The following is a 24,851-nucleotide window of genomic DNA, read 5'->3' as shown; positions in this document are numbered from 1 at the left end:
ATCCGCCGTTTGACCCACGGCCGCCATCTCGATGCATATACGTCAATGTTCGGGCGCACGGGACGGCACCGGACAGGTTCGGCTCCCCCGGGCCCGCTCAGGCGCCGGCGGCGAACTCCATGAGCGTCAGCCCGTCGGTGCCGTGGTAGGTGCGCCGGGGCGCCAGGCCCGCGGCGGCGGCGAGCGCGGCGAACTCGGGCAACCCGCGCTCCCGGCCGCCGACGAGGACCAGCATCCGCAGGTCGTACGGGGACAGGTGCGGCACGTGCGGCTCCGTCGGCAGCACCTCGATGACGAGCACCCTGCCGGTGGTCCCGGCCGCCTCGGCGCAGCGCCGCAGGATCGCGGTGGCGTGGGCGTCGCTCCAGTCGGTGAGCGCGCGGGAGACCACGTACACGTCGGCGCCGGGCGGCAGCGGGGCGAAGAAGTCCCCCACCACGGTCTCGGCCCGGTCGGCGAGGCCGCATGCGGCGAACGTCGCGGCGGCGGTGGCCACCGGCTCGTCGCGGTCGACGAGCGTGCCCCGCAGGTGCGGATGGGCGCCCAGCACCTCCCGCAACAGCCCGCCCGCACCCCCGGCCACGTCGACCACGTGCTTCGCCTCGTGCCAGGGGTAGAGCGCCGCGACCTCCGGGGCGGTGAACCGCTGCTGGCTGAGCATCAGCGCGTCGAAGTAGGCCCGGTGGTCCGGGTGGGCGTCGAGGTCGGCCCAGAAGTCGCGCCCGTGCACCTCCCGGTAGCCGGGCCCGCCGGTGCGGATCGCGTGCGGCAGGCCGGTCCAGGCCAGGTCCATCCGCGCGCCGAGCCCGCCGAGGTCCAGGTAGGCGCCGTGGCCGCCGCCGTCGCGGTCGCAGAGCAGCTCGCCGACGTCGGTGAGGCCGAACACGTCCGGCGACACCTCGACGAACACGCCCCGGTGCACGAGGTAGCGCAGCAGGCGGCCCAGCGCGGCGGCGTCCGCGCCGCAGGCGCCGGCCAGCTCACCCAGACCGGTGACGCCCGCGGCGATCCGGTCCGGCACGCGCAGCGTCACCGCCGTGCGGACCGCGAACGGGGTGGCCAGGTCGGTGAGCCGGTCGAGCCGCTCCCCCGCGTCACCCTCGATCTGGGCATCGATCGACACCGGCGCCTCCTCCCGCGTCGCGGGCCGGCACCGCCGCCCCCGCCGGTGCGCATGCTTCCAGGCGTACGGCGGGTGAGTCAACGACGACGGCTGGTGAGGACATTCATGGACGTGGAACAATTCGCGGACCAGCCGAGGCGCGCAGACCGGAGGGATCATCGATGACCACATCCATCGCGGCCGAGGTCCGGCTCGTCTCCGGCGCGCTGGGCGCCGAGGTCCACGGCATCGACCTGAACACGCTCACCGACGAGGGCTTCGCGCTGATCCACGACCTGCTGCTCAAGCACCAGGTGGTCTTCCTCGCCGGTCAGACCGGGCTGACGCCGCAGGCGCACGTCGCGTTCGGCCGCCGCTTCGGCGAGGTGGAGCTGCACCCGTACCTGCCCCGGCTGGACGGGCACCCGGAGATCGTCGTCATCGACTCCGCCGACGGCGGCAAGGTCGACGTCTGGCACACCGACATGACGTTCCACCAGAGCCCGCCGATCGCCTCGATCCTGCACCTGATCCAGTTGCCCGAGGTCGGCGGCGACACCATGTGGACCAACCAGTACCGGGTCTACGAGGCGCTCTCCGCGCCGATGCGGGACCTGCTCGACGGGCTGACCGCCATCCACGTCATCCGGATCGGCACCGAGTTCACCAGCCGCGCCGAACACCCGGTGGTCCGGGTGCACCCGGAGACCGGGCGCCGCTCGCTGTACGTCAACCGGCTGTTCACCTCGCACATCCCGCAGCTGACCCGCAACGAGAGCGACGCGCTGCTGGAGCACCTGTTCACCTTCTCCGAGAGTCCCCAGTTCACCTGCCGCTACCGGTGGCGGACCGGGGACGTCGCGGTGTGGGACAACCGGGTCACCCAGCACTACGCCGTGAACGACTACGACGGGCTGCGGCGCGGGCAGCGGATCACCGTGCTCGGCGACCACCCGACCGGGAACGAGCCCCGGTGGGAGCACTACGTCCCGGCACCCGGCGAACGCTACTGGCCGGGCCGGGTCAACGCGGTGGAGAGCTACTGACCGCCGGTCACCAGGTGACCGGGAAGGAGGCGATGCCGCCGTTCATCCGGTCGTGCCGCCACGGGATCTCCGCCAGCGGCACGGCCGGGGACAGCGCCGGCATCCGGGTCAGCAGCGCCCCGAGCGACAGCTCCACCTGCATCCGGCCCAGCGCCGTGCCGAGGCAGAAGTGCGGCCCGAAGCCGAAGGTCAGATGCGGCACACCGGGCCGGCGGTCGATGTCGAAGACGTTCGGCTCGGGGAAGAACCGGGGGTCGCGGTTGCCGGCCCACGGGATCGCCATCACGCAGTCGCCGGCCCTCATCCCGACCCCGCCGAGGACCAGGTCCTCGCGGACCACCTGCACCCGGAACATGGCGCTCACCGACGTGTAGCGCAGGATCTCGTCGGTGGCCGCGGCGAGCTTGCCCGGCGCGGCGCGCAGCTTCGCCAGCTGCTCCGGGTGCTGGAACAACGCGCGCAGGCCCGCGCTCGTCGAATTGATCTCCAGGCCGCCGAGCAGCACCCCCATGGCCAGCTCGACCAGTTCGGCGTCGACCAGCTCGTGCGCGCCGCCGCCGCGGACCCAGGCCGAGAGCAGGTCGTCGCCGGGCTCGGCCCGCTTGCGCGCCAGCTGCCCGGCCAGGTAGTCCCGCAGCTCGGCCTGCGCGGTCGCGGCGGCGGCCGAGCCGTACGCGGTGACCGAGTTCAGCCCCTCGATCCAGGCGTAGAACCGGGGCCGGTCGGCGGCCGGGACGCCGAGCACGTCGCACACCACGAGCACCGGCAGCGGCGCCACCAGTCCGGCCACCACGTCGGCCGGGCGCGGACCGGCCAGCATGGCGTCGACCAGCTCGTCCACCAGCCGCTGCACCCGGGGCCGGAACGTCCCGATGCGCCGGGCGGTGAACGCGCGGCCGGCCACCCGCCGCACCACGGCGTGCGCCGGACCGTCCATGTTCAACTCACGGGGACCGCCGCCGTCCGGTGTCGCCGTCGCGCCCAGCGGCAGCCGGGAGAAGCGGGGATCGGCCAGGACGGTGCAGCAGTCCTCGTAGCCGAGCACCAGCCAGGCCGCCCGCCCGTCGGGCAGCCGCACCCGGCTGACCGGCTCGGCGACGACCATCTCCAGCAGCTCGGCGGGAAGGTCACCGGTGAACGGTTCGAACGGATAGGAACGCGGCCCGGAATTGACTGTCACCGGGCCACCGGGCAGCTGATCGCGGTCCACGTCCGACATCGGCTAAGAGTCCAGCATCGGTTAGTCCGGCGTCAATATCCGTCGCATGCGTCCGCGGCCTTCCGCGTACCGGTGCCGATCCCCTAGCATCGGTTCTCCAGGGCTGCCGTTTCGCCGCGCGGATTGGTGGGATTTGACTGCGCCGCTGCGAATTCTGATGTCGACGTGGGGCTGGCGGTCGCATTTCTACAGCCTGGTCCCGCTCGGCTGGGCGTTGCAGGCCGCCGGTCACGAGGTGCGGGTGGCGAGTCACCCGTCGCTGGCCGCCACGATCAGCGCGGCCGGGCTCGCCGCCGTACCGCTGGGCGCGGACGTCGACTTCGCCGAGGCGTTCGCCGGCCGGATCGGCACGGTGGCCCCGCTCGCCGGTTCCGCGCCGGCCGGCGCGGTCGTGCCGGCGATCACCGCCGACGGCGGGGTGGTCCGGTTCGCCGACGCCGTCCTCGACGACCTGGTCTCCTTCGGCCGGTCCTGGCGGCCGGACCTGGTCCTCTGGGAGCCGTTCAACCTGGCCGCGCCGGTGGCCGCCGCCGCGCTGGGCGTGCCGGGCGTGCTGAACCTGTGGGGGCCGGACTCCTCGACCACACTGCGCATGGACCCGGATCAGGTGGTCGGGCCGCTGGCCGCCCGGTTCGGGTTGCGCGCCGCCGACGTGCCGCTGGACGGCGTCCTGACGCTCGACCCGGTGCCGCCGCCCATGCAGGTGCCGACGGCGCGCCCCGGCCGTCCGGTGCGGTTCGTGCCGTACAACGGTCCGGCCGTGGTGCCGGACTGGCTGCGCCGCCCGGCGGGCCGGCCCCGGGTGTGCGTCACGGCGGGCACCATGATGGCCGCCGCCGGGTTGCACGACAGGTTCGACCTGGGCGGGGTGATCCGGGCGGTGGCCGAGCTCGACGTGGAGGTCGTCGTGGTGGTCGAACCGCGTCAGCACGAGGGGCTGGGCCCGCTGCCGGCCCGGGTCCGCCTGGTCGACGGGCCGCTGGCCGTACGGCTGGTGCTGCCGACCTGCGCCGCGCTCGTGCAGCAGGGCGGGGCCGGCACCACCATGACCGCGCTCGCCTACGGCGTGCCGCAGCTCGTCCTGCCGCAGGTCAGTGACCAGCACTTCAACGCGGAACGGCTGGCCGCCACCGGCGCCGGCACCTCGCTGACGGGTGAGCAGGCCACCGCCGACGCGGTCCGGGAACTCGTCGGCGAGCTGGTCGGTGACGGGCCCCGGCGACGGGCCGCGACGTCGATGCGTGACCGGGTCCACGCCATGCCCGCCCCCGCGGATCTGGTGCCGGCGCTTGCCGCCCTGGCCCGGGGCGGCCCGATCTGAGGAGTCGCAGATGACGCAGGAGCCACCGGCCATCCCGTACCCGCTCGCGCCGGCTCCGACGATCTACCACCCGTCGCCGGACTACACCCGGATGCGGGAGACGTGCCCGGTGGCCCGGGTCGAGCTGCCCGACGGGGCGTGCGCGTACCTGGCCACCCGGCACGCCGACGTGCGCCGGGTCTTCACCGACCAGCGGTTCAGCCGGGCCGCCGCGGCCGGCCCGAACCGCCCGACCCGGGAACTCGGCTCACTCGCCGAGGACTCGCTGATCGGGATGGATCCGCCCCGGCACACCACGATGCGCCGCGCCGTCTCGCACGCGTTCACCGTCCGCCGGGTGGAGGAGCTGCGCCCGCGGGTCGCGGCGCTCGTCGACCGGATGATCGACGACATGGAGGCCGCGGGTCCGCCGGCCGACCTGATCACGCACCTCTCCGGTCCCCTGCCGATCTCCGTGATCAGCACGCTGTTCGGCATCCCGGAGCGGGACCGGGAGCGGGTACGCCAGTGGTCGGACGCTCTCGTCGGCGACTGGGACGCCGATCCGGACGCGCCCCGGGCCGCGCTGGAGGCGTTCCGCGAGCTGATCGACGAGCGGCGCCGCGAGCCCGGCGACGACCTGATGAGTGCGCTCATCTCGGTCTGGGACGACCACGACGACCTGACCGAACGGGAGCTGGTGTCGGTCACCGCCGGGATCTTCGTGGGCGGGCACGAGACCACCACCAACCAGCTCAACCTGTTCCTGCTGGTCCTGGCCCGCCATCCGGAGCAGCTGGCCGGGCTGCGCGGCGACGATCCGGTGGCGATGGCCCGGGCGGTCGAGGAGCTGTCCCGCTTCATCCAGCTCGGCGACAACGGGGTGTTGCTGCCCCGGGTCACGACCGAGGAGGTGGAGCTGGGCGGCGTACGCCTGCCGGCCGGCGCCGCGGTGCTGCCGGCGATCGCGTCGGCCAACCGGGACGCCACTGTGTTCCCGGGCGCGGACACGCTCGACCTGACCCGCGTGCACAATCCGCACCTGGCGTTCGGCGCCGGTCCGCACCACTGCCTGGGCGCGGCGCTGGCCCGGATGGAGTTGCAGGAGGCGCTGGGTGCGCTGCTGCGGCGGCTGCCAGGGCTGCGGCTCGCCGTCGACGAGGCGGAGCTGCGGTTCCGGCCCGGGCTGGTGGTGCGCAGCCTGGAGTCGCTGCCGGTGACCTGGGACCGGTGACCGGTCAGCCGCCCGCCGACCCGGGGACGACCCGGGTCGGCGCGGCGGCGTCGAGCGCCGCCTCCACCGCCACCTCCTCCACGCCGCGCAGCAGCCGTTCCGCCTGCTCCTCGGTGAAGCAGCCGAAGTCGAAGATGACCTGGAGGTGGACCGTCTCCGGCTGGTCCTCGACGGTGATGAAGACCTGCTCGGGCAGGTGGTCCAGCGGGCCGTCCCAGACCAGGAACGTCTCGTCGGCCCGGCGGCGGATCCGCTCGGCGGTCACCGGGTCGTCGTGCAGCCCGCCGTCGGCCGCCTGCCGGGTGGTCACCCGCCGGTCGTTGATCCGGCAGCTGATCCGGGCCGGGTACCCCCGTTCGGCGTCCAGACGGTCCGAGACCTCGGCGAGCTGGGCCGGGTCGTAGTAGGCGTACTTCCCGGCGGAGACCGCGGCCCGGCGGGCGCGCGCCACCACCTCGTCCACGGTGGTGTCCGCGGTGTCGACGCGCAGCACGCCGTTCTGGCTGAGCGGGGCGATGGCCTCGGCGAAGCCCGGCCGGAACCGGTTGCCGACGATGAGCTTCGCGGTGAGCGGGCTGACGCCGGTGGCCCGGCCGATCGCGATCGCGATGACCGCGAGCAGCACGCGCGAGGTGTCCGTGCGGGTCCGCGCCGCGATGGCCCGCACCGCCAGGTACACGGCAGGCGAGCTGAAGCGGCCGTGCCAGTACCGGTGGCCCCGGCGCCCACCGGCCTTCGGCTCACCGAACGTCAGCGGCGGGACGTCCCGCAGATGCTCGGTCCAGTGGCGCACGGCCCGGTCACTGAGGCGGCGCAGCGGCGGCGTCTCCTCCCGCCGGCCCAGGTCGAGGATCTGCACGGTACGCGGGTCGGCGACCCGGCGGACCGGCCGGCCGGCCAGGCCGAGGTCGGCCAGGATCAGGGACGTGGCGGTGCCGTCCACCACGAGGTGGTCGATCGTCAGCACCCGGTGCACCAGCGCGCCGCGGTGCCGGATCACCGCCATCCGCACCGACCAGTCCCGGTAGAGGTCGTAATGGCTCAGCAGGCGGGCGTGGCCCAGGTCGTAGGCGAACGCGGCCACGTCGGCCGGGTCCGCGTCGTCGGGTACGTCCACCACGTCCAGGACCGTCTCGCCGCTCGCCGACACGACCTGGCACGGGCCGCCGTCGTCGCCGGCGCCGAGCCGCATCCGCAGCGCCGGGTGCCGGGCCATCAGCGCGGCGAACTCGGCCGCCACCTGCTCGATCGTGACACCCGCGGGCATCGGGTGGGCGCCGCTGACGTTGTGCGTCCAGCCGGTCTCCCGCATGTCCTGCATGATGGCCTTCTGCCCCCAGGTCAGGGGCGCGGTGCCGGCGCCCGGCCCGGCGAACGCCACGGGAACCTGGGCCTGGACCGTCTGCGCGAACACCCGCTCATCAGAGCAACGCGCATCGGTGTGTGTCAACGTGACGGCGCACGGTTACGCTGCCGTCCATGCGGGACGCCGTCCGGGTCTGGATCGTCCCGGTGGCGGTGCCGGCGGACGAGCTGGCCCGGTACCGGGCGGTGCTCGACGCGGACGAGCGGGACCGGGCCGCGCGGCTCGGCGCCGGGGCGCTGCGGGACCGGTTCACAGTGGCGCACGGCGCGCTGCGCGTCCTGGCCGGGCGGGCTGCCGGCGCGCCACCGGCGGCCCTGACCTGGCGCCGCGGCCGGTACGGCAAACCGGCGCTGACCGGCCCGTGGAGCGGCCTGCACACGAGCCTGTCGTACTCCGGCGACCTGGTGGCGGTCGCGCTCAGCGAGGGCCGCCCGGTCGGGGTGGACATCCAGCACGTCGCGCCGGGCGGTGACCCGGTTTCGGCGTCCGCGCGCTTCTTCGACCCGCGGGAGGCGCGGCACGTCGCCGCCGGACCGGACCCGGCCGGCCGGGCGCTGCGGTTCACCCGGCTGTGGGCGCGCAAGGAGGCGGCGGTCAAGGCGGCCGGGGGCCGGCTGTGGCCCAACCTCGCCGTGCCGGTGCACCGGGCCGACGTGGTCGAGTGCGTCGAGCCGGCCGGCCCGCACCGGCTCGCCGACCTGCCCACACCCGCCGGGTACGCGGTGGCGGTCGCGCTCGCCGGCGACCGGCCGTACGCCGTCGAGTGCCACACCGGCCTCGGTCACGATCGGTGACGATCGCCGTACCCGTTGACACCTGCCGATGTCCCCTGCTCTGATGACTCCATGCCGACGCGCATGATCGACTCGTGGGACGCCCGGTGCTAGAACACGACGCGCCGGCCGACGCGCCGCCCCGTGACCAGGTCGTCGACCGCCTGACCGTCCTGCTGACCCGCATGCTCCGGCCGGACGCGCCGGTCACCGAGCAGACCCAGCTGATGGACGACCTCGGCCTCAGCTCCTCGCTCGGCCTGGAGCTGCTGCTGTCGCTGGAGGACGAGCTGGAGATCCAGATCGACGTCGAGGAACTCGACGAGGATCGGATGGCCACGCTCGGCGACCTGGCCGACTACATCACCGCCAACTCCACCCCGCGCTGAGCAGGCCGAGACGTGGACCGGCCCGGCCTGAGCGTGGTGGTGCCCGCGCACGAGAACGGCTCCGCACTCGACGCGACGCTGCGGTCGCTGACCCGGCAGACGCTGCCGCCCGGCGACTTCGAGGTGATCGTCGGCGACGACGGCTCGGCCGTGGCGCTCGGCCCGGTGGTGGACGCCTACCGGGACCGGCTGCGGATCGACTACGTCCGCAGCGAGCGGAACCGCGGCCGCAGCGCCAACCGCAACGCGGCGGCGGCCCTGGCCCGCGCGGACACGCTGATGTTCCTCGACGCCGACACGGTGGCGCATCCCGGGCTGCTGGAGCGGCACCGCGACTTCCACGCCGGTCGCGCCGGCCGGCCCGGGGTGCTGCTCGGCCAGCGGTACGACCTGGACTGGGCCGGCGCGGACGCGCTGCGCCGGGGCGAACCGGTCGCCCCGGCGATGCTCGACGCCGAGCGTGGCGACCCGCGGCTGGAGGACATCGCCCTCCCGCAGCGGACGGACGACTTCCCGAGCGCGCCCTGGGTGCTGGGCCTGACCCACAACGCCTCGGTGGACCACGAGTCGTTCCGGCGGGTCGGCGGCTTCGACGAGGCGATGGTCAAGTGGGGCTTCGAGGACCTCGACTTCTTCTATCGGGTGTTCCACCTGCACGGCGCGCCGCCGGAGCTGTTCCGGCTGGACGTCGACGCGCTCTCCTACCACCTGCCGCACTTCCGCAAGACGTCGAACGGGCTCGCCTCGATGGACAACATGAAGTACCTGCTGCGCAAGCACCTGCGCTACGACGTCGAGGTGCTGTACGGGCTCAACACGTTCGGCCGGCACCTGGGCCGGATCCGGCTCTACGGCCAGGCCATCGAGGCGTACCGGGCCGGTGGGCTGGGCCGGCCGGACGTCCTGCCCGCGTCGCTGCGCGAGGAGCTGACGGCGAGCGCGGCGCTGGTCGTCGGCAACGGCGTGTCCACGCTGGACCTGGGCGCCGGGTCGCACACGTTCGACCACGACGCGCCGGTCGGCGAGACGAACTCCCACCTGCTCGGCACCGTGCTCCAGCAGTTCAAGGCCGGCGCGCTGGACCTGATCGTCAACGTCGACCTGTGGCGGTGCCTGCTGCCCGAGGACCTGCCCGCGTTCCTCACCCGGGGGCTGCTCAAGGCCGACCGGATCGAACTGGTCGCCACCCGGACCGGCCCGGACCAGCGCGCCCTGCTTCCGGTGCCGCTGGTCGCCGACCTCGACTACGTGGCCGACATGCTGCGCCCGCACTTCACCGTCGCCGTCGCCGCGTACGACACCGCCACGGTGATCACGCTCCGCTGAGGTACCCGGCCGGGCAGGGGGCCGCGCCGCTCAGGCGGGCCGGGCCAGGACGAGGCTGACGTTGTGCCCGCCGAAGCCGAACGAGTTGGACAGCACCGCGTCCACGGCCGTGGCGCGTGCCCGCCCGCGGATGTGGTCGACCTCGCCGTCGCGCTCCGGGTCGTCCAGATTGTGCGTGGGCGGCAGCAGGCCGCGACGCAGCGCCTCGACCGCGACGGCCGCCTCGATCACGCCGGAGACGCCGAGCATGTGCCCGGTCACGCCCTTGGTCGAACTCAGCGGCGGCGGGGCGGCGCCGTACACCTCGGCGAGCGCGGCCAGCTCGGCGGCGTCCCCGGCCCGGGTGCTGGTGCCGTGCGCGTTGACGTACCCGATGTCGCCAGGCACCAGCCCTGAGTCGCGGACGGCCATCCGCATGCACCGGGCCGCGCCCGCGCCGTCGGGGCGCGGCGTGGTCGGGTGGTGGGCGTCGTTCGTGGCACCCCAGCCGAGCACGTCGGCGTGCCGGTGGGCGCCGCGCGCGGCGGCGTGCTCGGCGCGTTCCAGGACGAACACCCCGGCGCCCTCGCCGAGGACGAGCCCGTTGCGGCGGCGGTCGAAGGGGCGGCTCGCGGCGGCCGGGTCGGCCCAGCCGCGGGCCAGCGCGCGGGCGTTGCCGAACGCGTCGGCGAACGTCGGGAACAGCGGCGCCTCGGCGCATCCGGCGAGCACCACGTCCGCCTCGCCGGAGCGCAGGATGCGCAGCGCCTCCCCGATCGACTGCGCCCCGGCCGCACACGCCGTGCCGATCGACGAGGTGTAGCCGTGGATGCCGAACTTGATCGCGATTCGGGCCGCGCCCATGTTCGGCAGCGTCCCGGGCAGCATGTACGGGCTGACTCCGAACCGGCCCCGCCCGGCGCGGGCGAGCACCTGTTCCTCCAGCGTGGACAGACCGCCGACGCCGGAGACGACGACCGCCACCCGGTACGGATCGACGTCCTGGCCGACCCGCAGTCCGGCGTCGGCGAGCGCGTCCTCGGCGGCGCGCAGCACCATCACGATCGACCGGTCCACGACGCGTGACTCCGGGCCGGGCAGCACGCTCGCCGGGTCGATCGCCGGGGCGAACGCGGCGACGTCGACGACGCCGTGCAGCGGATGGCCGGCCGGGGGCCGGGTGAGCCCGGACCGGCCGTCGCAGACCGCGTCGAACACCTCGGCGGCGGTCGCGCCGACCGGGCTGACCAGTCCGATCCCGGTGACGGTGACCGGCTCGCGCACGCTCACCGGAACCGCTGCGCCGACGTGGGCGCCGGGACGCCGCGCGGCCGGGTGCCGTGCCCCGACATCGGTCAGTGCGCCGAGGCCGGTGCGATGCGCGCCGCCACCGTCCGGCTGAACTCGCCGACGGTCATCATGGCGAGGTCCTCCGCCTCGTCGTCGTCGAAGGCGACCCCGAACCGGTCCTCCACGCGTACCGCCAGCTCGGCCAGGCCGAGGGAGTCCACGTCGAGCCCGGCGGGACCGAAGACGGTGTCGTCGTCGACGTCGGAGACGTCGTACTTCATCTCGGTGAGTGCGGCGAGGAGGAACGCGCGGATCTCGTCGGTCATGCCCGGTGTTTCCCTTCCACGGTGTCCTGGCGGCGCACTCGACCTGCTCGACGGAACCTGTGAGGCGCGGAGCGGACACTCCGCGCAGCATCGACCTTACTCGATCGGATTGGTTTGGCAAGATATCCGGTCGGTCAGCCGTACCGGAAGCCGGTCGTACCCGCGCAGCATCAGCGCGCGGCGCGGCCCGGGTTCGGCGGCCAGCGCCGGGAAGCGGTCCAGCAGGCGGGGCAGGACCAGCCGTCCCTCGGTCCGGGCCAGCGTCGCCCCGAAGCAGTAGTGCGGCCCGGCGCTGAACGCCAGGTGCCGGTTGTCCGTGCGGGACGGGTCGAACCGGTCCGGGTCGGGGAAGCGGCGCGGATCCCGGTTCGCGGCACCGGTCAGCACCACCACCGTCCGGCCCGCCGCCACCGGCAGGCCGGCGACCTCGGTGTCCTCGGCGGCGTACCGGACCGCGAAGTGCACAGGCGGCTCGTACCGCAGGATCTCCTCGACGTACGACGCGGCCAGCGACGGATCGGCGCGCAGCGCGTCCCGCGCGTCCGGCCGCTCGGTGAGCAGCACCAGCCCGTTGCCGAGCAGGTTCGCGGTGGTCCGGAACCCGGCGTTGTACATGATGATCAGGTTGGCCAGCAGCTCGTCGGCGCTCAGCCGGCCGGGCTCGTCGTCCAGGCCGCGCAGCAGCGCCGAGACGAAGTCGTCGCGCGGCGCCGCCCGGCGCGCGGCGACCAGGTCGGTGAAGTACGCGGTCAGCTCCGCCGCCGCCACGTTGGCTGCCCGGACCTCGCGCATGGACCGGCGGCCGATCTCCAGCACCGCGTCGAACGCGCGGACCCGGGACGGGAACCACTCCCGGTCCGCCTCCGGCACGCCCAGCAGCTCGCCGATGACGTCACTGGGCAGCCGGAGCGCGAAGCGGGCCATGAAGTCGACCGGCCGGCCGTCCGCGCCCTCGGCGGCGAGCCCGTCGAGCAGGCCGTCGGCGATGCGCCCGATGGCCGGCTCCAGCGCGGCGACCCGGCGCGGGGTGAGGGCCTGGGAGAACAGGTGCCGGACCCGCAGGTGGTCGCCCTCGGCGGCGTTGAGCATCGACGACTGGAGGATCCGGATGACCTGGTGCTCGCGCCAGCGCACCCCGGCCCGGTCCAGGTAGTCGGCGCCGAGCACCCGGAAGACGGGGTCGCGCAGCACCTTGTTGACCGCGTCATATCCGTGCACGACGAGCGCGTGCGGGTCGGCGGGCCGCAGCGCGACCGCCTCTCCCGCCTCGTGCAGCCGGGCGTAGAACGGGTACGGGTCGCGCCGTACCTCGTCGCCGAGCAGCTCGTCGAGGGAGATGGTCACGCGCATGGCCGCTCCTCGCGTACGCCCGCGAGCATGTCGGCGGTGGTGTGCGCCCGGATGCCGGGCGGCACCGGGTCGGCGAACCGGGCGACGACCGCCCGGACGTGTGCTTCGGCGGCCCCGGCCAGGCCGTCGTAGACGGCCGCGAACAGGTCCCGGGCCGCCCGGCGCGGCCATCCGGCGGGCAGCAGTTCCAGTGGCAGCCGCGGGTCGAGCGTGGGAAACCGCCGGTACGTGTCCATCACCTCGGTACGCGCCCGCACGGCGGCGGCGCCGTCGACGGAGCCGAGCCGCGACACCAGCGGCGTCCACCGCCGCAGGAACGCCTCGTAGTGCCCGCTGATCGCGTCGACGTCCCAGGCGTCCACGGGGGCGCGCTGGCCGATCGCGTCCAGCGCGTCCTGCCGTCCCCGGAACACCGTGACCGCACCGAGGGCGAGCTGGGCCAGCCGGGCGCACGCGGGCCCGGCCAGCTCGTACGGCGAGATCCACAGCCCGTCGTAGAGCGGCGCGAAGCCGAGCCAGCGCAGCTGGCCGCGCAGCGCCCGGCGCTGCGTGCCGTGGTCCTGCGGCAGCGAGAAGGCGACGATCGTCCAGCATCCGTCCCACGCCTGCGTCTCGGCGGTGGAGGCGGTGATCCAGTTCCCGCCGGCGGACAGGTCGGCGGCGGCGGCGCGGCTGAGCCGGTAGAAGCTGTTGCGGCCCTGCCGGCTGCCCTCCAGCACACCGCGGCGGGCCAGCCGGCTGATCGCGGTACGCGCGCCGGCGCTGGTCACGCCGGCCTCGCCGAGCAGCGCGACGATCGCCGCGGACGGCAGCGCGGCGCGGGTACGCAGCGTGTAGTCGGTCAGGAGCGTCACCGCGACGCTCTGCGGCGAGGTGCCGGCCTGCCGCCGGGGCAGCCGCGGCGCCGGTCCCTCGTCCGGGTAGATCTCCTCGATGTCGAACGGGCTTGCCACACGCGCTCCGGGCTCGGCTCAGGGACGGTGCACCGACTGTAGACGAACGCCGCCGCAGCTCATCGGAGCATGTCGATTGACACTTCGCCGTCCGGCCGGAACACTATGTGCCAAACGACGGAGCCGGGCCGGGCGAACCACGTCAGTGGGTGAGGCGCGACACCGCGGCGGCCCGGGTCGCCGGCGCGGGGCGCATCCGCCCGACCCCGCCCGCACAGGGCGATCGAAGGAGTCTCCGTGAGAATCAGAGCCAAGATGGTGGTGGCCCTGGCCGCGTCGCTGGCGGCGGCCGGCCTGGTGATCCCCGCCGTCCAACCCGCGTACGCGGCGTCGCTGACCGAGGTGACCAGCTTCGGCGACAACCCCGGCCGGATGCGCATGCACGTCTACGTCCCGGACGCCCGCCCGGCCCGGCCGGCCACTGTGGTGGCCATGCACGGCTGCGGCGGTTCCGGCCCCGGCTTCTACTCCGGCAGCGAGTTCGCCGGCCTGGCCGACCGGTACGGCTTCATCGTCATCTACCCCAGCGCGACCCAGCAGGCCGGCTTCGGCAACTGCTTCGACACCTGGTCCGACGCGGCCAAGCGGCGCGGCGGCGGCAGCGACCCGGTGTCGCTCATCTCGATGGTCCGCTACGTCCAGCAGCAGTACGGCGCAGACCCGGACCGGGTCTACGCCACCGGCAGCTCGTCCGGCGGCATGATGACCAACCACATGCTGGCGCTCTACCCGGACGTCTTCAAGGCCGGCGCGGCGTTCATGGGCGTGCCGTTCAACTGCTTCGCCGGCGCCGCCGACTATCCGCCCGGATCCAGCCAGTGCACCGGCGGGAACATGAACCGCACCCCGCAGCAGTGGGGTGACGCGGTCCGCCAGGCGTACCCCGGCTACACCGGTCCCCGTCCCCGGGCGCAGTTGTGGCACGGCACCAACGACACGCTGGTGCCGTACTCGCTGCTCCAGGAGACGATCGAGCAGTGGACGAACGTGTTCGGCCTCAGCCAGACGCCCACGTCCACCGACACGCCGCAGTCCGGCTGGAACCGGCGGCGCTACGCCGACGGCACCGGCACCGTGCAGGTCGAGGCGTACAGCATCCAGGGTGCCGGGCACAGCCTGCCCTCGGCCGGCATGGCCGCGGCCGCGGTGGCGTTCTTCGGCCTGACCACCACGCCGGGCCCGACCACGCCCCCGCCGGGCCCGACCACGCCCCCGCCCGGCCCGACCACACCTCCGCCGGGCCCGACCACGCCTCCGCCCGGCCCGACCACGCCCCCGCCCGGCACCGGCGCCTGCTCGGTGAGCATCGAGCTGAACGCCTGGAACAACGGGCTGACCGAGAACATCACCATCAGCAACACCGGTTCGGCCGCGGTGAACGGCTGGTCGCTGACGTTCACGCTGCCCGGCGGCCAGACCATCACCTCGGGCTGGAACGCCTCCTACTCCCCCGCCTCGGGTCAGGTGACCGCGCGCAACCTCGCGTACAACGCGGTCATCCCGGCTCGCGGCTCGACCACCATCGGCTTCCAGGCCACGCACACCGGCAACACCGCCCGGCCCGGCTCGTTCAGCCTCAACGGCGCACCCTGCACGCTCGCCTGACCGGCACCGCACACTCCGGCGTTTCTTCCCACGGCGCCGGGGACGGCCCCGCGACCCGAGAGGTCGCGGGGCCGTTTCACGCGTACGCCACGCCCACCTCGGCATAACGTTGAACCGAATGGTTCAGTGTCGTACGGTGAACCTCGTGGTTCAGCAAGAGACGCTCGACCGGGTTTTCGCCAGCCTGGCCGACCCCACCCGACGCGACATCCTGATCCGGCTCGGCGCGGGCCCGGCCACCATCAGCGAGCTCACCGAGCCCACCGGGATGAGCCTCACCGGCATGCGCAAGCACGTCCGGGCGCTGGAGGACGCGGGCCTCGTGGTGACGCGCAAGGTCGGCCGGTCCCGGCAGTGCCGGCTCAGCGAGGCGCCGCTGGACTCGGCCATGGCCTGGATCGCCTTCTACCGACGTCTCTGGGCCCGTCGCCTCGACGGCCTCGACGCCTACCTCACACTCACCACGGAGGACCGCGACCATGACGCTCCACATGCGAGTGACACGACACCTTCCGGGCACCCCTGACGAGGTGTTCGACGCCTACACTGACGCCGGCAAACAAAAGATCTGGTTCGGCATCCTCGACGAGCAGCCCGGCATCGTGGAGATCGACGTCGACCTGCGGGTCGGCGGGAAGCAGACCGCCGTCTGGGGCCCCTCCCCCGACATGCTGTTCCGCGAGACGCAGACGTTCCTGGAGATCGACCGCCCGCACCGGCTGGTCACCGAGTCGACTGGTACCGGCCCGGACGGCACGACCATGACCACGCGCATCGAGGTCACCTTCGAGGCGAAGGACGGCGGCACGCTGATGACCGTGGTGCAGAGCGGCTTCCCGACCCCGCAGCTGCGCGACTTCTTCGTCGGCGAGGTCTGGACCGGGGCGTTCGCCCGCATCGAGGCGTACCTGATCCGAGAGCACGCAGAGGAGACCTCCCGTGGCTGACCTGTCCCGCACCGCCGTCGTCGCGCTCGCCACCGCCGTCGCGGTGGTCGTCAACCTGATCGTGTACGCGATCGGCCGGGCGGCCGGTGGCAGCTTCCTGTTCACCGCCGACGGCCGGCGGGTCGAGGTCGACGCGGTGACCGTCGCGGGCTTCAGCGCGCTGCCGCTGGCGCTCGGGCTCACCGCCGTCGCCCTGCTGGCGTCCCGCTTCGCCTGGGTGGTCCGGGCGGCGCTGATCATCGGCCCGGCGCTCGCGGTGCTCACGATCGCCACCATGACGCTGCCCGCGGACCTGGACACCACCAGCAAGATCACGCTCGCGGCGTGCCACCTCACGCTCGCCCCGATCATCGTCGTCGCGGTGACCGCCCTCGGCCGGCGCGCGCGCCGCGCCACCGCGGGCCCGGTCGCCGCCTGACGCCGGGCACGGGGCGCCGCCCGCGGGACCGACCCACGCCGTCACGGAGTGTGGTCGGGTAGACAGCCGCCGCCGGCCTCTTTTGCCGACACCGCGTTGTTAACATGACGACATGGTGTCGACAAGTTTGAGAGGTGGCGGCTGATGTTCCTGGCCATTCGTGAGCTGGGGTTCGCGCGGCTGCGATTCGCCCTGATGGGGGCCGTGATCGCGCTGATCTCGGTGCTGATGGTGATGCTGTCCGGCCTGTCCGTCGGGCTGGTCCGGGACGGTGTCTCCGGCCTGCAGAACCTGCCGGTCACCTCGTTCGCCTTCGCCCACGGCGTGCAGCACGACTCGGCGTTCTCGCGCAGCGTGGTGGACGCCTCGGCGGTGGACACCTGGCGCGACCAGCCGGGCGTGGCCGAGGCGACCCCGTTCGGCAACACGCTCGTCAACGGGCGGACCGACGGTGGCACCGAGGTCGACCTCGCGCTGTTCGGCGTCGAGACCGGCTCGTTCCTGTCCCCCGCCGTCAGCGAGGGCGACCGGCTCGGCCCGGCGGACGGGATCGTGGTGAGCCCCACCGCCATCGACGCGGGCCTGCGCGTCGGCGACACCGTGACTGTGGACCGGCTGGGCACGCGGCTGCGCGTCGTCGGCGTCACCGAGCAGCAGGACACGTTCGGCCACGTCGACGTGGCGTACGTGCCGCTGGCGACGTGGCAGGCGGTCAAGTCCGGCACCCCGGCCGGCGCGCAGGTGCCGGCGCAGGCGACCCAGGAGATCACCGCCGTCGCGGTCCGCGCGACCGGCGGCGGCTCGGTGGACCTGGCCGCGGGCGACAAGGCCGCGGGCACGGAGAGCCTGACGCTCGACGAGTCGTACGGCGCCTCGCCCGGCTACACCGCCGAGACGACCACGCTCCAGTTGATCCAGGGCTTCCTCTACGCCATCTCGGCGCTCGTGGCCGGCGCGTTCTTCGCGGTCTGGGCGATCCAGCGCAAGCAGGAGGTCGCCGTGCTGCGGGCGCTGGGCGCCTCGACCGGCTGGGTGCTGCGCGACGCGCTCACCCAGGCACTGATCCTGCTGGCCCTCGCCATCGCCGTCGGCATGGGGATCGGCCTCGGCCTCGGCGCGCTGATCTCCGGCGGCAACGTTCCGTTCGCGCTGCACCCGCAGAGCATCGCCGCCGCCGCGGCCGGCCTGCTCGTGCTCGGCCTGGTCGGCGCGGCAGCCGCCGTCGTCCGCCTCACCTCCATCGACCCGGCGACCGCCCTGGGAGGCAACCGATGAGCAGCCGGACCACACCGTCACTCTCGACGCCGGGCACCGCTGGAGCCGGCCTCGGCCTGGTCATGCGCGGCGTCCACCTGCGGCACGGCGACGGCGCGGAGACCGTGCACGCGCTGGACGACGTCGACCTGACCGTCGCGCCCGGTGAGCTGGCCGCGATCGTCGGACCGTCCGGCGCGGGCAAGTCCAGCCTGCTCGCCGTGGCCGGCGGGCTGGCCCGCCCCGATCAGGGCACCGTCACGGTGGCCGGGCACGACATGACCGTGTCCAGCCGCCGGGCGCGCACCGAGCTGCGCCGCCGGCACGTGGGGTTCGTGTTCCAGTCGGGCAACCTGCTGCCCGCGCTGACCGCCGCCGACCAGCTGCGCCTGCCGCTGCGGCTGGGCGGGCGACGGGAACGGTCCGGACGCGACCCGCTGGAGATGCTCGCGCACGTCGGCCTGGCCGGTAAGGCCGACCGCCGGCCGCACCAGCTCTCCGGCGGCGAGCGCCAGCGCGTCGGCATCGCCCGGGCGCTGATGACCGAGCCGTCGGTGCTGCTGGTGGACGAGCCGACGGCGGCGCTGGACCGGGCCCGCAGCCACGACATCGTCCAGCTGCTCGCCCAGGAGGCGCGGGAGCGCTCGGTGGCCGTCGTGATGGTCACTCACGATCACGACGTGCTGCAATACTGTGACACCATCTACGAGATGATCGACGGCAAGCTCGCCACGAGCAGCTGACCGCGACGAGCAGGGAGCGACGCGGACCGGACACGGGCGGCGGGAGACACGGGGAGGTCGCTGTGCCGAAGATCCAAGCCTCTACCGTCGCGGAACATCGGGCCGCGCAGCGGGCGGCGTTGCTCGACGCCGCCCGCGCCCTGCTCTCCGAGCACCCGGAGCAGATCCCGAGCCTGGCCGACGTGGCCCGGCACGCCGGGCTGGCCCGCTCCAGCGCGTACTCGTACTTCAAGTCCCGCACCGACATGTTCGACGTGCTGGTCGCCGACACGTTCCCCCGGTGGTCGGCCTTCGTCGAGAAGCAGATGGCCGAGGCCCGCACGCCGGGGGCGAGGATCCTGGCGTACGTCGAGGCCAACCTGCAACTGGTTGCCCGGGGCGACCACGCGCTGGCCCGGGCACTGGCGTCGGCGGGCAACAGCGAGGTGCTGGCGACCTCCAGCCGGCTGCTGCACGACAGCCTCGAGGCGCCGTTGCGCGCCGCGCTCACCGAACACGGGGCGAGCGACCCGGACCGGATGGCGGAGCTCGTCCAGTCGGTCGTCTACGCCCTGAGCCGCATGATCGAGAACGGTCTCGGCCTTCCGGCGGCCAGGGGCCTCGCCCGCGAGCTGCTCACGCCGTACCTGCGCCCGGACGCCGGCTGACCACCCGCCCCTGAGATCCGGCTCGGCGCGACGGCGTCCGGGCACCACCACACCTGCTGAACAACGTCGGCCCGGGTCGTCGCCGGCAGCCGCACCACGCGTGCGCGCACGGGCGACGACCCGGGCCGACGCATGTCCGGACCCGGCACTCGGGGACGCGCCGGCGCTGCCGGCGGGCGTCCGCCGACGCGGGCCGGAGCGGCCGTCCAAACGATCGGCACGGGCCTCCGACCGGCGATGGGCGGCCGGCACTGTCGTCCGAGCAGGGGGAACCGAACGATCGACCGCCGCATCGACGGTCGTCATCGGTCAGCGTTCCGCCTAGTGGAACAGCAGCTCAGAGGCGGTACGGGGAACTAAGTTACTGATCAGTAGCCCGTTGACGGCATGTGAACCCGGCCCTACCGTTCCACTCAATCGAACGGCGTACGGTTCATCCGAACGCTCTCGGCCTCGCCGAGTGCGGCCCGAAACAGGAAGTCCGAGGCATGCCTGACGACAAGCTTCTCGCTCTTCTCTCCCCCACCCGGCTCGGGCGTCTCACACTGCGGAACCGGGTCTTCGTCCCCGGCCACACCACCAACTTCGGACTGAACAATGTGCCCACCCGCCGCCACGTCGCGTACCACGCGGAGCGGGCGCGCGGCGGCGCCGGCCTGATCATCACCGAGGCGATCCGTGTGCACCCCACGAGCGCGGGCCGCAGCATCAGCCTCGGCAGCTTCGACGACTCGTCGATCCCGGCGTACGCGGCGGTGACCGAGGCCGTGCACGAGCACGGGGCCCGCATGTTCGCCCAGATCATGCACGCCGGACGGCAGGCCAACGGCGACGCGACGCGTACCGCCGCCTGGTCCTCGTCGCCGGTGCCGTGGGCGGCCGGCTCGCACGTGCCGCACGCGATGGGACGCCGGGACATCGCGGTCGTCGTCGAGGCGTTCGCCGCCGCCGCGCGACGGATGCGCGAGGCCGGCTTCGACGGCCTGGAGGTGCACGCCGGCCACGGCCACCTGCTCCAGCAGTTCCTCTCGCCGCACACGAACACCCGCGACGACGCGTACGGCGGCAGCCTCGACAACCGGATGCGCCTGACCCGCGAGGTGCTGACCGCGGTTCTCGCCGCCGCACCCGAACTGCCCGTCGGGCTGCGCGTCAGCGCCGACGAGTTCCTGCCCGGCGGCCTCGACCCGGCCGCGGTGCTGGAGATCGTCGGGAAGCTGCGCGCCGAGTTCCCCCTCGCCTACGTGCACGTGAGCCACTCCGCCTACCACGGCAGCTGGTCGCTCGCGACGCAGATGGCGGACATGAGCTTCGGTCACGCCCCGTTCCGGCACCACGCGGCGCTGTTCAAGCAGGAGTTCCCGGACCTGCCGGTGCTCGCGGTGTGCCGGCTGGACAGCCTGCCGGAGGCGGCCGAACTCGTCGCCGCCGGCGAGGCCGACCTGGTCGGCCTGGCCCGCCCGCACATCGCCGACCCGCACCTGGTCCGCAAGGCCGAGCAGGGCCGCCAGCACGAGGTACGCGCCTGCCTGGCCTGCAACCAGGGCTGCATCGGCCGGCTGGAGACCAGCCTGCCCATCTCCTGCGTGGTGAACCCGGAGGTCGGCGCCGAGCGGGAGTGGGCCGACGCCTGGCCGGAGCTGCCCGGACCGTCCGGCGCGCGGGACGTCCTGGTCGTCGGCGGCGGTCCGGCCGGCCTGGAGGCGGCGCTCTCCGCGCACCGGGCCGGGCACCGGGTGACAGTTGTCGAGGCACGCGACCGGCTCGGCGGGCAGGTCGAGGTGGCCGCGCGCGTACCCGGCCGGGAGCGGCTCGGGCTGCTCACCCGCGACCTGGCCCGCGACGTGGCTGCCGCCGGCATCCCGGTCCGGCTCGGCCACCGCGCCGGCGTCGAGGACGTGCTGTCCGGCGGCTACCAGGACGTCGTCCTCGCCACCGGCTCCCGGCCCGCCCGCCGCGACCTGCCCGGCGGCCCGCCGGTGGTCGACATCTGGCAGGCCGTCGACCACCTGGCCGACCCCGGCTACCGGCCGGACGGCGCCGTCGTCGTGCTCGACGACGAGGGCACCTGGTCGGCGGCGTCGGTGGCGGAGGCGTTCGCCCGGCGGGGCGCCCGCGTCCACCTCGTCTCCCCCACCGCCACGGTGAGCGCCAAGATCACCACGTACTCCCGGCTGGCGCTGCTCAAGCGCTTCGCGGACCTGGGGATCGCGGTCCACCCGATGCGGACCGCCCGTGCGGCGGGCGCCGGCGCGGTGGCGCTCGGCGGCCCGCTCGCCGGCGGCGAGACGATCGTCGAAGGCGTCACCACAGTCGTCGACGGCGGCTCGGCGCAGGCCGCGGACGAGTTGTACCGGCAGCTCGACGCGCTGCCCGACGGCCCCCGCGTCCACGTCGTCGGCGACGCGAACGCTCCCCGCAGCGCCTTCGAGGCCGTCTACGAGGGACGCATGGCCGGCGCGTTCCTCGGCGCCTTCGACACCGCGGCCGCCGAACGCGTGCGGTACGCCCACTGACCCGTCCACCCCGGTCGCGGTGCACCGCGGGCCGGACCTCCCCCACCTGTAGAGGAGACAAGGCATGTTCGATGTCGAGGAGCGCCTCACCCTGGATGAGCGTTCCGCCGTGGACTTCGTCCTCGGCCTGCGCAAGCGCTGGGCGGACACCGTCTACCCGGCGCTGCGCGAGGAGTACGGCGCCACCGGGGCGTCGGCCACCACCGTCGCCGACGCCGGTCAGGTGCTGCGCGGTCTCCCGCTCTACCCGTGGTTCAGCCACCTGGAGCGGGTGCAGCAGAAGATGCTGTGGAAGGTCGCCGGCGACGCGGTGCTCAGCCGCCGCGAGGAGCTGACCGGCCAGCTCACCTCGCTGCCCGAGCAGCCGAAGGGCTCGCTGGAGCTGAACCCCGACCTGGAACTGCCCGACTGGTACACCGACTACGACATCCACATCCAGCCCGGCAGCTTCTTCTCCGACGACATGTCGGCCTACGTGTACGAGTTCGGCGCGCGCATCGTCATGCTGCGCGACAACGACGGCTACAAGTTCCACACGCTGTTCGCCCAGACCGCGCTGCCCGAGCTGCCCGCGGCGACCCGGATCGTCGACATCGGGTGCGGTTTCGGCAAGAGCACCCGCCCACTGCCCGCCAAGTACCCGACCGCGCAGGTGATCGGCGTGGACCTGGCCGCGCCCGGTCTGCGCCTGGCCCACGCCGAGGCCGAGGCGACCGGAGTCGCGATCGACTACCGGCAGGCCGACGGCCGGGCCACCGGCATCGAGGCGGACAGCTGCGACGTGGTCACCGGCACGATGGTGCTGCACGAGATGCCCGCCACCGCGATCCGGGAGACGATCGTGGAGGCCGCGCGCCTGCTCAAGCCGGGCGGCTCGCTGCGCTTCCTGGAGTTCATGCTCACCGGCGACCCGCTGCGCGACGCCACCGTCTACGAGCACGCCGAGCGCAACAACGAGCCGTTCTTCCACGACCTGTTCGGCTCCGACCTGATCGAGGTCTGCACCGAGGCCGGTCTGACCGACGTGTCGTGGACCCCGTTCGACGAGCGCCGCAACGGCGTCCAGCCGCAGGGCTGGGGCGACCGTCCCGAGTGGCACTTCCCCTGGGCCGTACTGGCCGCGACCAAGCCGGAGGCGTGATGAGCACCGAGTTCGACTACTTCGGGGACCCCAAGGTCGGCAAGCTGCTCGACCTGGTGCTGCAGCTCTCCACCGAGCTGCACGTGACCCGCCAGCGGGTACGCGTCGTCGAGGCGCTGCTGACCCGCTCCGGCGCGCTCACCGCGGGCGCCGTCGACGGGTTCGTCTCCACCGAGGAGGAGCAGAAGGTCCTCGACCGCGAGCGGGACGAGCTGCTGGCCCGCCTCATGCGCATCCTCACCGAGCACGGCCCCGCGGAGCACCCGCTGCGGGACCAGTGGGAGGCGGCGCTGAGCGAGAAGACCGGCTGATGAGCACACCGGACGCGCCCGGCCTGATCGACAGCTACCTGCAGCTGTGCGAGGACCGCGAACTCGACGAAGCGGGGCGCTTTCTCGCGGAGCGGGCGCGGTTGGTCTTCCCGGGCGGCCGGGAGTACTCGTCGCTGCGGGAGATGGCGGCCGCGTCGACCGGAACCTACCGGTGGGTGCGCAAGCACCGGGACCGCTACCTGGTGGGTGAGGCCGACGGGCGGGTCACCGTGACCTCGCTCGGGCGGCTGTACGGGGAATGGCTCGACGGCACTCCGTTCGAGGACATCCGTTACGCGGACGTCTTCGTGCTCGACGGCGGACTGATCGTCGAGCAGCACGTCTACAACGATCTGGCACTGGTCGCGCAGCAGCGCGACGCCTGACGGACAACGGTCGCGCAGCAGCGCGACGCCTGATTCCCCCACCTCCGCCGCTCCGGCGGCGGAGGTGGTCTCCCCCGACTCATGACGAGGTGTGTGCATATGAAACGAAAGTGGGCTCTGCTCCCGGCGGCGCTGGCCGCCGCGCTGGTCCTGTCCGCGTGCGGCGGCGGCTCCGACGACGACGGCGCCGGCGGCGAGGGCAAGGAGGCGAAGCTGACCATGGCCATCGCCTCGGCCGTGATCGGCCCGAAGGAGGAGGTGGCCGTCTACGCGGTCGCCAAGGAACTCGGCTACTTCGCCGAGGAGAAGCTGACCGTCGAGACGATCAACGCCGACGGCTCGGTCGCCGCCCTCCAGGCGGTCGCGTCCGGCAGCGGCGACATCACCCCCGCCGACGCCGGCTCGGCGCTCGGCGCGGCGGAGAAGAACGTGCCGATCAAGGCGATCGGCGGCCTGGTGCAGAACTGGCCGTGGGTGATGGCTGTGAAGCCGGACTCCCCGCTCACCGGTGGCGCTGACCTGCGCGGCAAGAAGATCGGCGTGATCAGCCTGGCCTCCGGCTCGGCCCCGTACGCCCGCGCCTACGTCAAGGCCGCCGGCCTGGACCCGACCAAGGACGTCGAGCTTCTGCCGGTGGGCGTGGGCGCGCAGGCCGCCGCCGCGCTCAACGACGGCAAGGTCGACATGCTGGCGCTCTACACCCAGGCGTACGCGGTCATCGAGAACGCCGGCACCGAGCTGAAGTACCTGACCAACCCGGACGTGTTCTCCGGCATCCGGTCGCTGACCTTCAGCGTCGGCGCCCGTGACTTCGACGCCAAGAAGGACTCGTACGAGCGGTTCCTGCGCGCGGCGTACAAGGCGATGCTCTTCTCGGCGAAGAACCCCGAGGCCGCCATGAAGATCGGCTACAAGGTCTTCCCGCAGATCCTCGCCGGCAAGTCCGCCGACGAGCGCCTCAAGGCGGACACCGAGAGCCTGACCGCCTGGCTGAAGACGGCCACCCCGGCCAGCGGCGACCCGGAGCAGTTCGGCGACTGGGGCGCGATCAGCGACGAGGAGTGGGCGAAGACCCAGGCGTACACCAAGGAGGCCGGGCAGATCACCGGCGAGGTCGACCTCAAGAAGCTGTGGGATCCGAGCCTGCTCTCCGGCGCCAACAACTTCGACAAGGCCGCGGTGCTGAGCAAGGCCGCGAACTACACCGCCTAGGCAGCGGACAGCGGAAGG

The 24,851-nt window shown here is 73.6% G+C and carries 25 protein-coding genes; 18 read left to right on the top strand and 7 right to left on the bottom strand.

Going from position 1 to position 24,851, the window contains the following annotated elements; all coding sequences use genetic code 11:
- Nucleotides 1-97: 97 nt before the first annotated feature.
- Nucleotides 98-1,123 carry a methyltransferase gene (locus IF06_RS0101480; RefSeq protein ID WP_030268431.1) on the bottom strand — a complete coding sequence of 342 codons (1,026 nt, stop codon included), beginning with the start codon at nucleotides 1,121-1,123 and terminating at the stop codon, nucleotides 98-100.
- A 161-nt stretch (nucleotides 1,124-1,284) separates the two neighbouring features.
- Between IF06_RS0101480 and IF06_RS0101475 the strand changes: the two genes are divergently transcribed.
- Nucleotides 1,285-2,148 (top strand): TauD/TfdA dioxygenase family protein, encoded by an 864-nt coding sequence (locus IF06_RS0101475; RefSeq protein WP_013286867.1) that lies wholly within the window; start codon nucleotides 1,285-1,287, stop codon nucleotides 2,146-2,148.
- A 7-nt stretch (nucleotides 2,149-2,155) separates the two neighbouring features.
- Here the strand turns inward: IF06_RS0101475 and IF06_RS0101470 are convergent, their stop codons facing one another.
- Nucleotides 2,156-3,367: a cytochrome P450 gene (locus tag IF06_RS0101470; protein WP_030268429.1), complete on the bottom strand. Its 1,212-nt coding sequence runs from the start codon at nucleotides 3,365-3,367 to the stop codon at nucleotides 2,156-2,158.
- 157 nt (nucleotides 3,368-3,524) lie between these two features.
- Between IF06_RS0101470 and IF06_RS0101465 the strand changes: the two genes are divergently transcribed.
- Nucleotides 3,525-4,688 carry a nucleotide disphospho-sugar-binding domain-containing protein gene (locus tag IF06_RS0101465; RefSeq protein ID WP_030268427.1) on the top strand — a complete coding sequence of 388 codons (1,164 nt, stop codon included), beginning with the start codon at nucleotides 3,525-3,527 and terminating at the stop codon, nucleotides 4,686-4,688.
- Between the two features lie 10 nt (nucleotides 4,689-4,698).
- Complete coding sequence (locus tag IF06_RS0101460; RefSeq protein WP_030268425.1) at nucleotides 4,699-5,901, top strand: cytochrome P450; 1,203 nt, start codon at nucleotides 4,699-4,701, stop codon at nucleotides 5,899-5,901.
- Between the two features lie 4 nt (nucleotides 5,902-5,905).
- Here the strand turns inward: IF06_RS0101460 and IF06_RS0101455 are convergent, their stop codons facing one another.
- Nucleotides 5,906-7,315 carry a condensation domain-containing protein gene (locus IF06_RS0101455; RefSeq protein ID WP_030268423.1) on the bottom strand — a complete coding sequence of 470 codons (1,410 nt, stop codon included), beginning with the start codon at nucleotides 7,313-7,315 and terminating at the stop codon, nucleotides 5,906-5,908.
- Between the two features lie 65 nt (nucleotides 7,316-7,380).
- Here IF06_RS0101455 and IF06_RS0101450 point away from each other — a divergent pair, with 65 nt between their 5' ends.
- The 3 genes from IF06_RS0101450 to IF06_RS0101440 all read left to right on the top strand — a co-directional run bounded on the left by IF06_RS0101450 (nucleotide 7,381) and on the right by IF06_RS0101440 (nucleotide 9,755).
- The gene (locus IF06_RS0101450; RefSeq protein ID WP_030268421.1) at nucleotides 7,381-8,061 is read left to right on the top strand and encodes a 4'-phosphopantetheinyl transferase family protein; all 681 of its coding nucleotides are present in this window, start codon (nucleotides 7,381-7,383) and stop codon (nucleotides 8,059-8,061) included.
- A gap of 74 nt (nucleotides 8,062-8,135) precedes the next feature.
- Complete coding sequence (locus tag IF06_RS0101445) at nucleotides 8,136-8,429, top strand: phosphopantetheine-binding protein (RefSeq protein ID WP_232236583.1); 294 nt, start codon at nucleotides 8,136-8,138, stop codon at nucleotides 8,427-8,429.
- Between the two features lie 12 nt (nucleotides 8,430-8,441).
- Nucleotides 8,442-9,755 carry a glycosyltransferase family 2 protein gene (locus tag IF06_RS0101440; RefSeq protein WP_030268417.1) on the top strand — a complete coding sequence of 438 codons (1,314 nt, stop codon included), beginning with the start codon at nucleotides 8,442-8,444 and terminating at the stop codon, nucleotides 9,753-9,755.
- 30 nt (nucleotides 9,756-9,785) lie between these two features.
- Here the strand turns inward: IF06_RS0101440 and IF06_RS0101435 are convergent, their stop codons facing one another.
- The 4 genes from IF06_RS0101435 to IF06_RS0101420 all read right to left on the bottom strand — a co-directional run bounded on the left by IF06_RS0101435 (nucleotide 9,786) and on the right by IF06_RS0101420 (nucleotide 13,653).
- Nucleotides 9,786-11,024 (bottom strand): beta-ketoacyl-[acyl-carrier-protein] synthase family protein, encoded by a 1,239-nt coding sequence (locus IF06_RS0101435; protein WP_030268415.1) that lies wholly within the window; start codon nucleotides 11,022-11,024, stop codon nucleotides 9,786-9,788.
- 65 nt (nucleotides 11,025-11,089) lie between these two features.
- A complete protein-coding gene (locus IF06_RS0101430) occupies nucleotides 11,090-11,350 on the bottom strand; it encodes an acyl carrier protein (RefSeq protein ID WP_013286876.1) in 261 nt (86 codons plus the stop codon).
- Between the two features lie 96 nt (nucleotides 11,351-11,446).
- Nucleotides 11,447-12,700 carry a cytochrome P450 gene (locus IF06_RS0101425; protein ID WP_030268413.1) on the bottom strand — a complete coding sequence of 418 codons (1,254 nt, stop codon included), beginning with the start codon at nucleotides 12,698-12,700 and terminating at the stop codon, nucleotides 11,447-11,449.
- Entirely contained in the window at nucleotides 12,691-13,653 is a 963-nt protein-coding gene (locus IF06_RS0101420) for a PaaX family transcriptional regulator C-terminal domain-containing protein (RefSeq protein WP_013476406.1), read from the bottom strand. Before IF06_RS0101420 ends, IF06_RS0101425 begins: the two co-directional genes overlap by 10 nt.
- 237 nt (nucleotides 13,654-13,890) lie before the next feature.
- Between IF06_RS0101420 and IF06_RS0101415 the strand changes: the two genes are divergently transcribed.
- The 12 genes from IF06_RS0101415 to IF06_RS0101360 all read left to right on the top strand — a co-directional run bounded on the left by IF06_RS0101415 (nucleotide 13,891) and on the right by IF06_RS0101360 (nucleotide 24,833).
- Nucleotides 13,891-15,258 carry a PHB depolymerase family esterase gene (locus tag IF06_RS0101415; RefSeq protein ID WP_030268411.1) on the top strand — a complete coding sequence of 456 codons (1,368 nt, stop codon included), beginning with the start codon at nucleotides 13,891-13,893 and terminating at the stop codon, nucleotides 15,256-15,258.
- 145 nt (nucleotides 15,259-15,403) lie between these two features.
- Nucleotides 15,404-15,784, top strand: coding sequence for an ArsR/SmtB family transcription factor (locus tag IF06_RS0101410; protein WP_174361719.1), 381 nt, complete (start codon nucleotides 15,404-15,406; stop codon nucleotides 15,782-15,784).
- Nucleotides 15,738-16,205 carry an SRPBCC family protein gene (locus tag IF06_RS0101405; protein WP_013476404.1) on the top strand — a complete coding sequence of 156 codons (468 nt, stop codon included), beginning with the start codon at nucleotides 15,738-15,740 and terminating at the stop codon, nucleotides 16,203-16,205. Before IF06_RS0101410 ends, IF06_RS0101405 begins: the two co-directional genes overlap by 47 nt.
- On the top strand, nucleotides 16,198-16,623 hold the full coding sequence (locus IF06_RS0101400; protein WP_013476403.1) for a DUF6069 family protein: 426 nt from the start codon (nucleotides 16,198-16,200) through the stop codon (nucleotides 16,621-16,623). Before IF06_RS0101405 ends, IF06_RS0101400 begins: the two co-directional genes overlap by 8 nt.
- Nucleotides 16,624-16,767: 144 nt before the next feature.
- Nucleotides 16,768-17,898, top strand: a complete 1,131-nt coding sequence (locus IF06_RS0101395; RefSeq protein ID WP_013476402.1) for an ABC transporter permease — start codon at nucleotides 16,768-16,770, stop codon at nucleotides 17,896-17,898.
- Nucleotides 17,895-18,620: an ABC transporter ATP-binding protein gene (locus tag IF06_RS0101390; protein ID WP_013286884.1), complete on the top strand. Its 726-nt coding sequence runs from the start codon at nucleotides 17,895-17,897 to the stop codon at nucleotides 18,618-18,620. The genes IF06_RS0101395 and IF06_RS0101390 overlap by 4 nt, the downstream gene beginning before the upstream one ends.
- A 62-nt stretch (nucleotides 18,621-18,682) precedes the next feature.
- The gene (locus IF06_RS0101385; protein WP_013286885.1) at nucleotides 18,683-19,267 is read left to right on the top strand and encodes a TetR/AcrR family transcriptional regulator; all 585 of its coding nucleotides are present in this window, start codon (nucleotides 18,683-18,685) and stop codon (nucleotides 19,265-19,267) included.
- A gap of 488 nt (nucleotides 19,268-19,755) precedes the next feature.
- Entirely contained in the window at nucleotides 19,756-21,783 is a 2,028-nt protein-coding gene (locus IF06_RS0101380) for an FAD-dependent oxidoreductase (protein ID WP_013286886.1), read from the top strand.
- 64 nt (nucleotides 21,784-21,847) lie between these two features.
- Entirely contained in the window at nucleotides 21,848-22,924 is a 1,077-nt protein-coding gene (locus IF06_RS0101375) for a class I SAM-dependent methyltransferase (RefSeq protein WP_013286887.1), read from the top strand.
- Nucleotides 22,924-23,235: a hypothetical protein gene (locus IF06_RS0101370; RefSeq protein WP_013286888.1), complete on the top strand. Its 312-nt coding sequence runs from the start codon at nucleotides 22,924-22,926 to the stop codon at nucleotides 23,233-23,235. Before IF06_RS0101375 ends, IF06_RS0101370 begins: the two co-directional genes overlap by 1 nt.
- Complete coding sequence (locus tag IF06_RS0101365; RefSeq protein ID WP_013286889.1) at nucleotides 23,235-23,621, top strand: nuclear transport factor 2 family protein; 387 nt, start codon at nucleotides 23,235-23,237, stop codon at nucleotides 23,619-23,621. Before IF06_RS0101370 ends, IF06_RS0101365 begins: the two co-directional genes overlap by 1 nt.
- A 99-nt stretch (nucleotides 23,622-23,720) precedes the next feature.
- Nucleotides 23,721-24,833: an ABC transporter substrate-binding protein gene (locus tag IF06_RS0101360; RefSeq protein WP_013286890.1), complete on the top strand. Its 1,113-nt coding sequence runs from the start codon at nucleotides 23,721-23,723 to the stop codon at nucleotides 24,831-24,833.
- Nucleotides 24,834-24,851: the final 18 nt, after the last annotated feature.

Source organism: Micromonospora globosa, from assembly GCF_000717585.1.
In the GTDB taxonomy this organism is placed as follows: domain Bacteria; phylum Actinomycetota; class Actinomycetes; order Mycobacteriales; family Micromonosporaceae; genus Micromonospora; species Micromonospora aurantiaca.
This window is presented reverse-complemented; position numbering and strand designations above follow the sequence as displayed.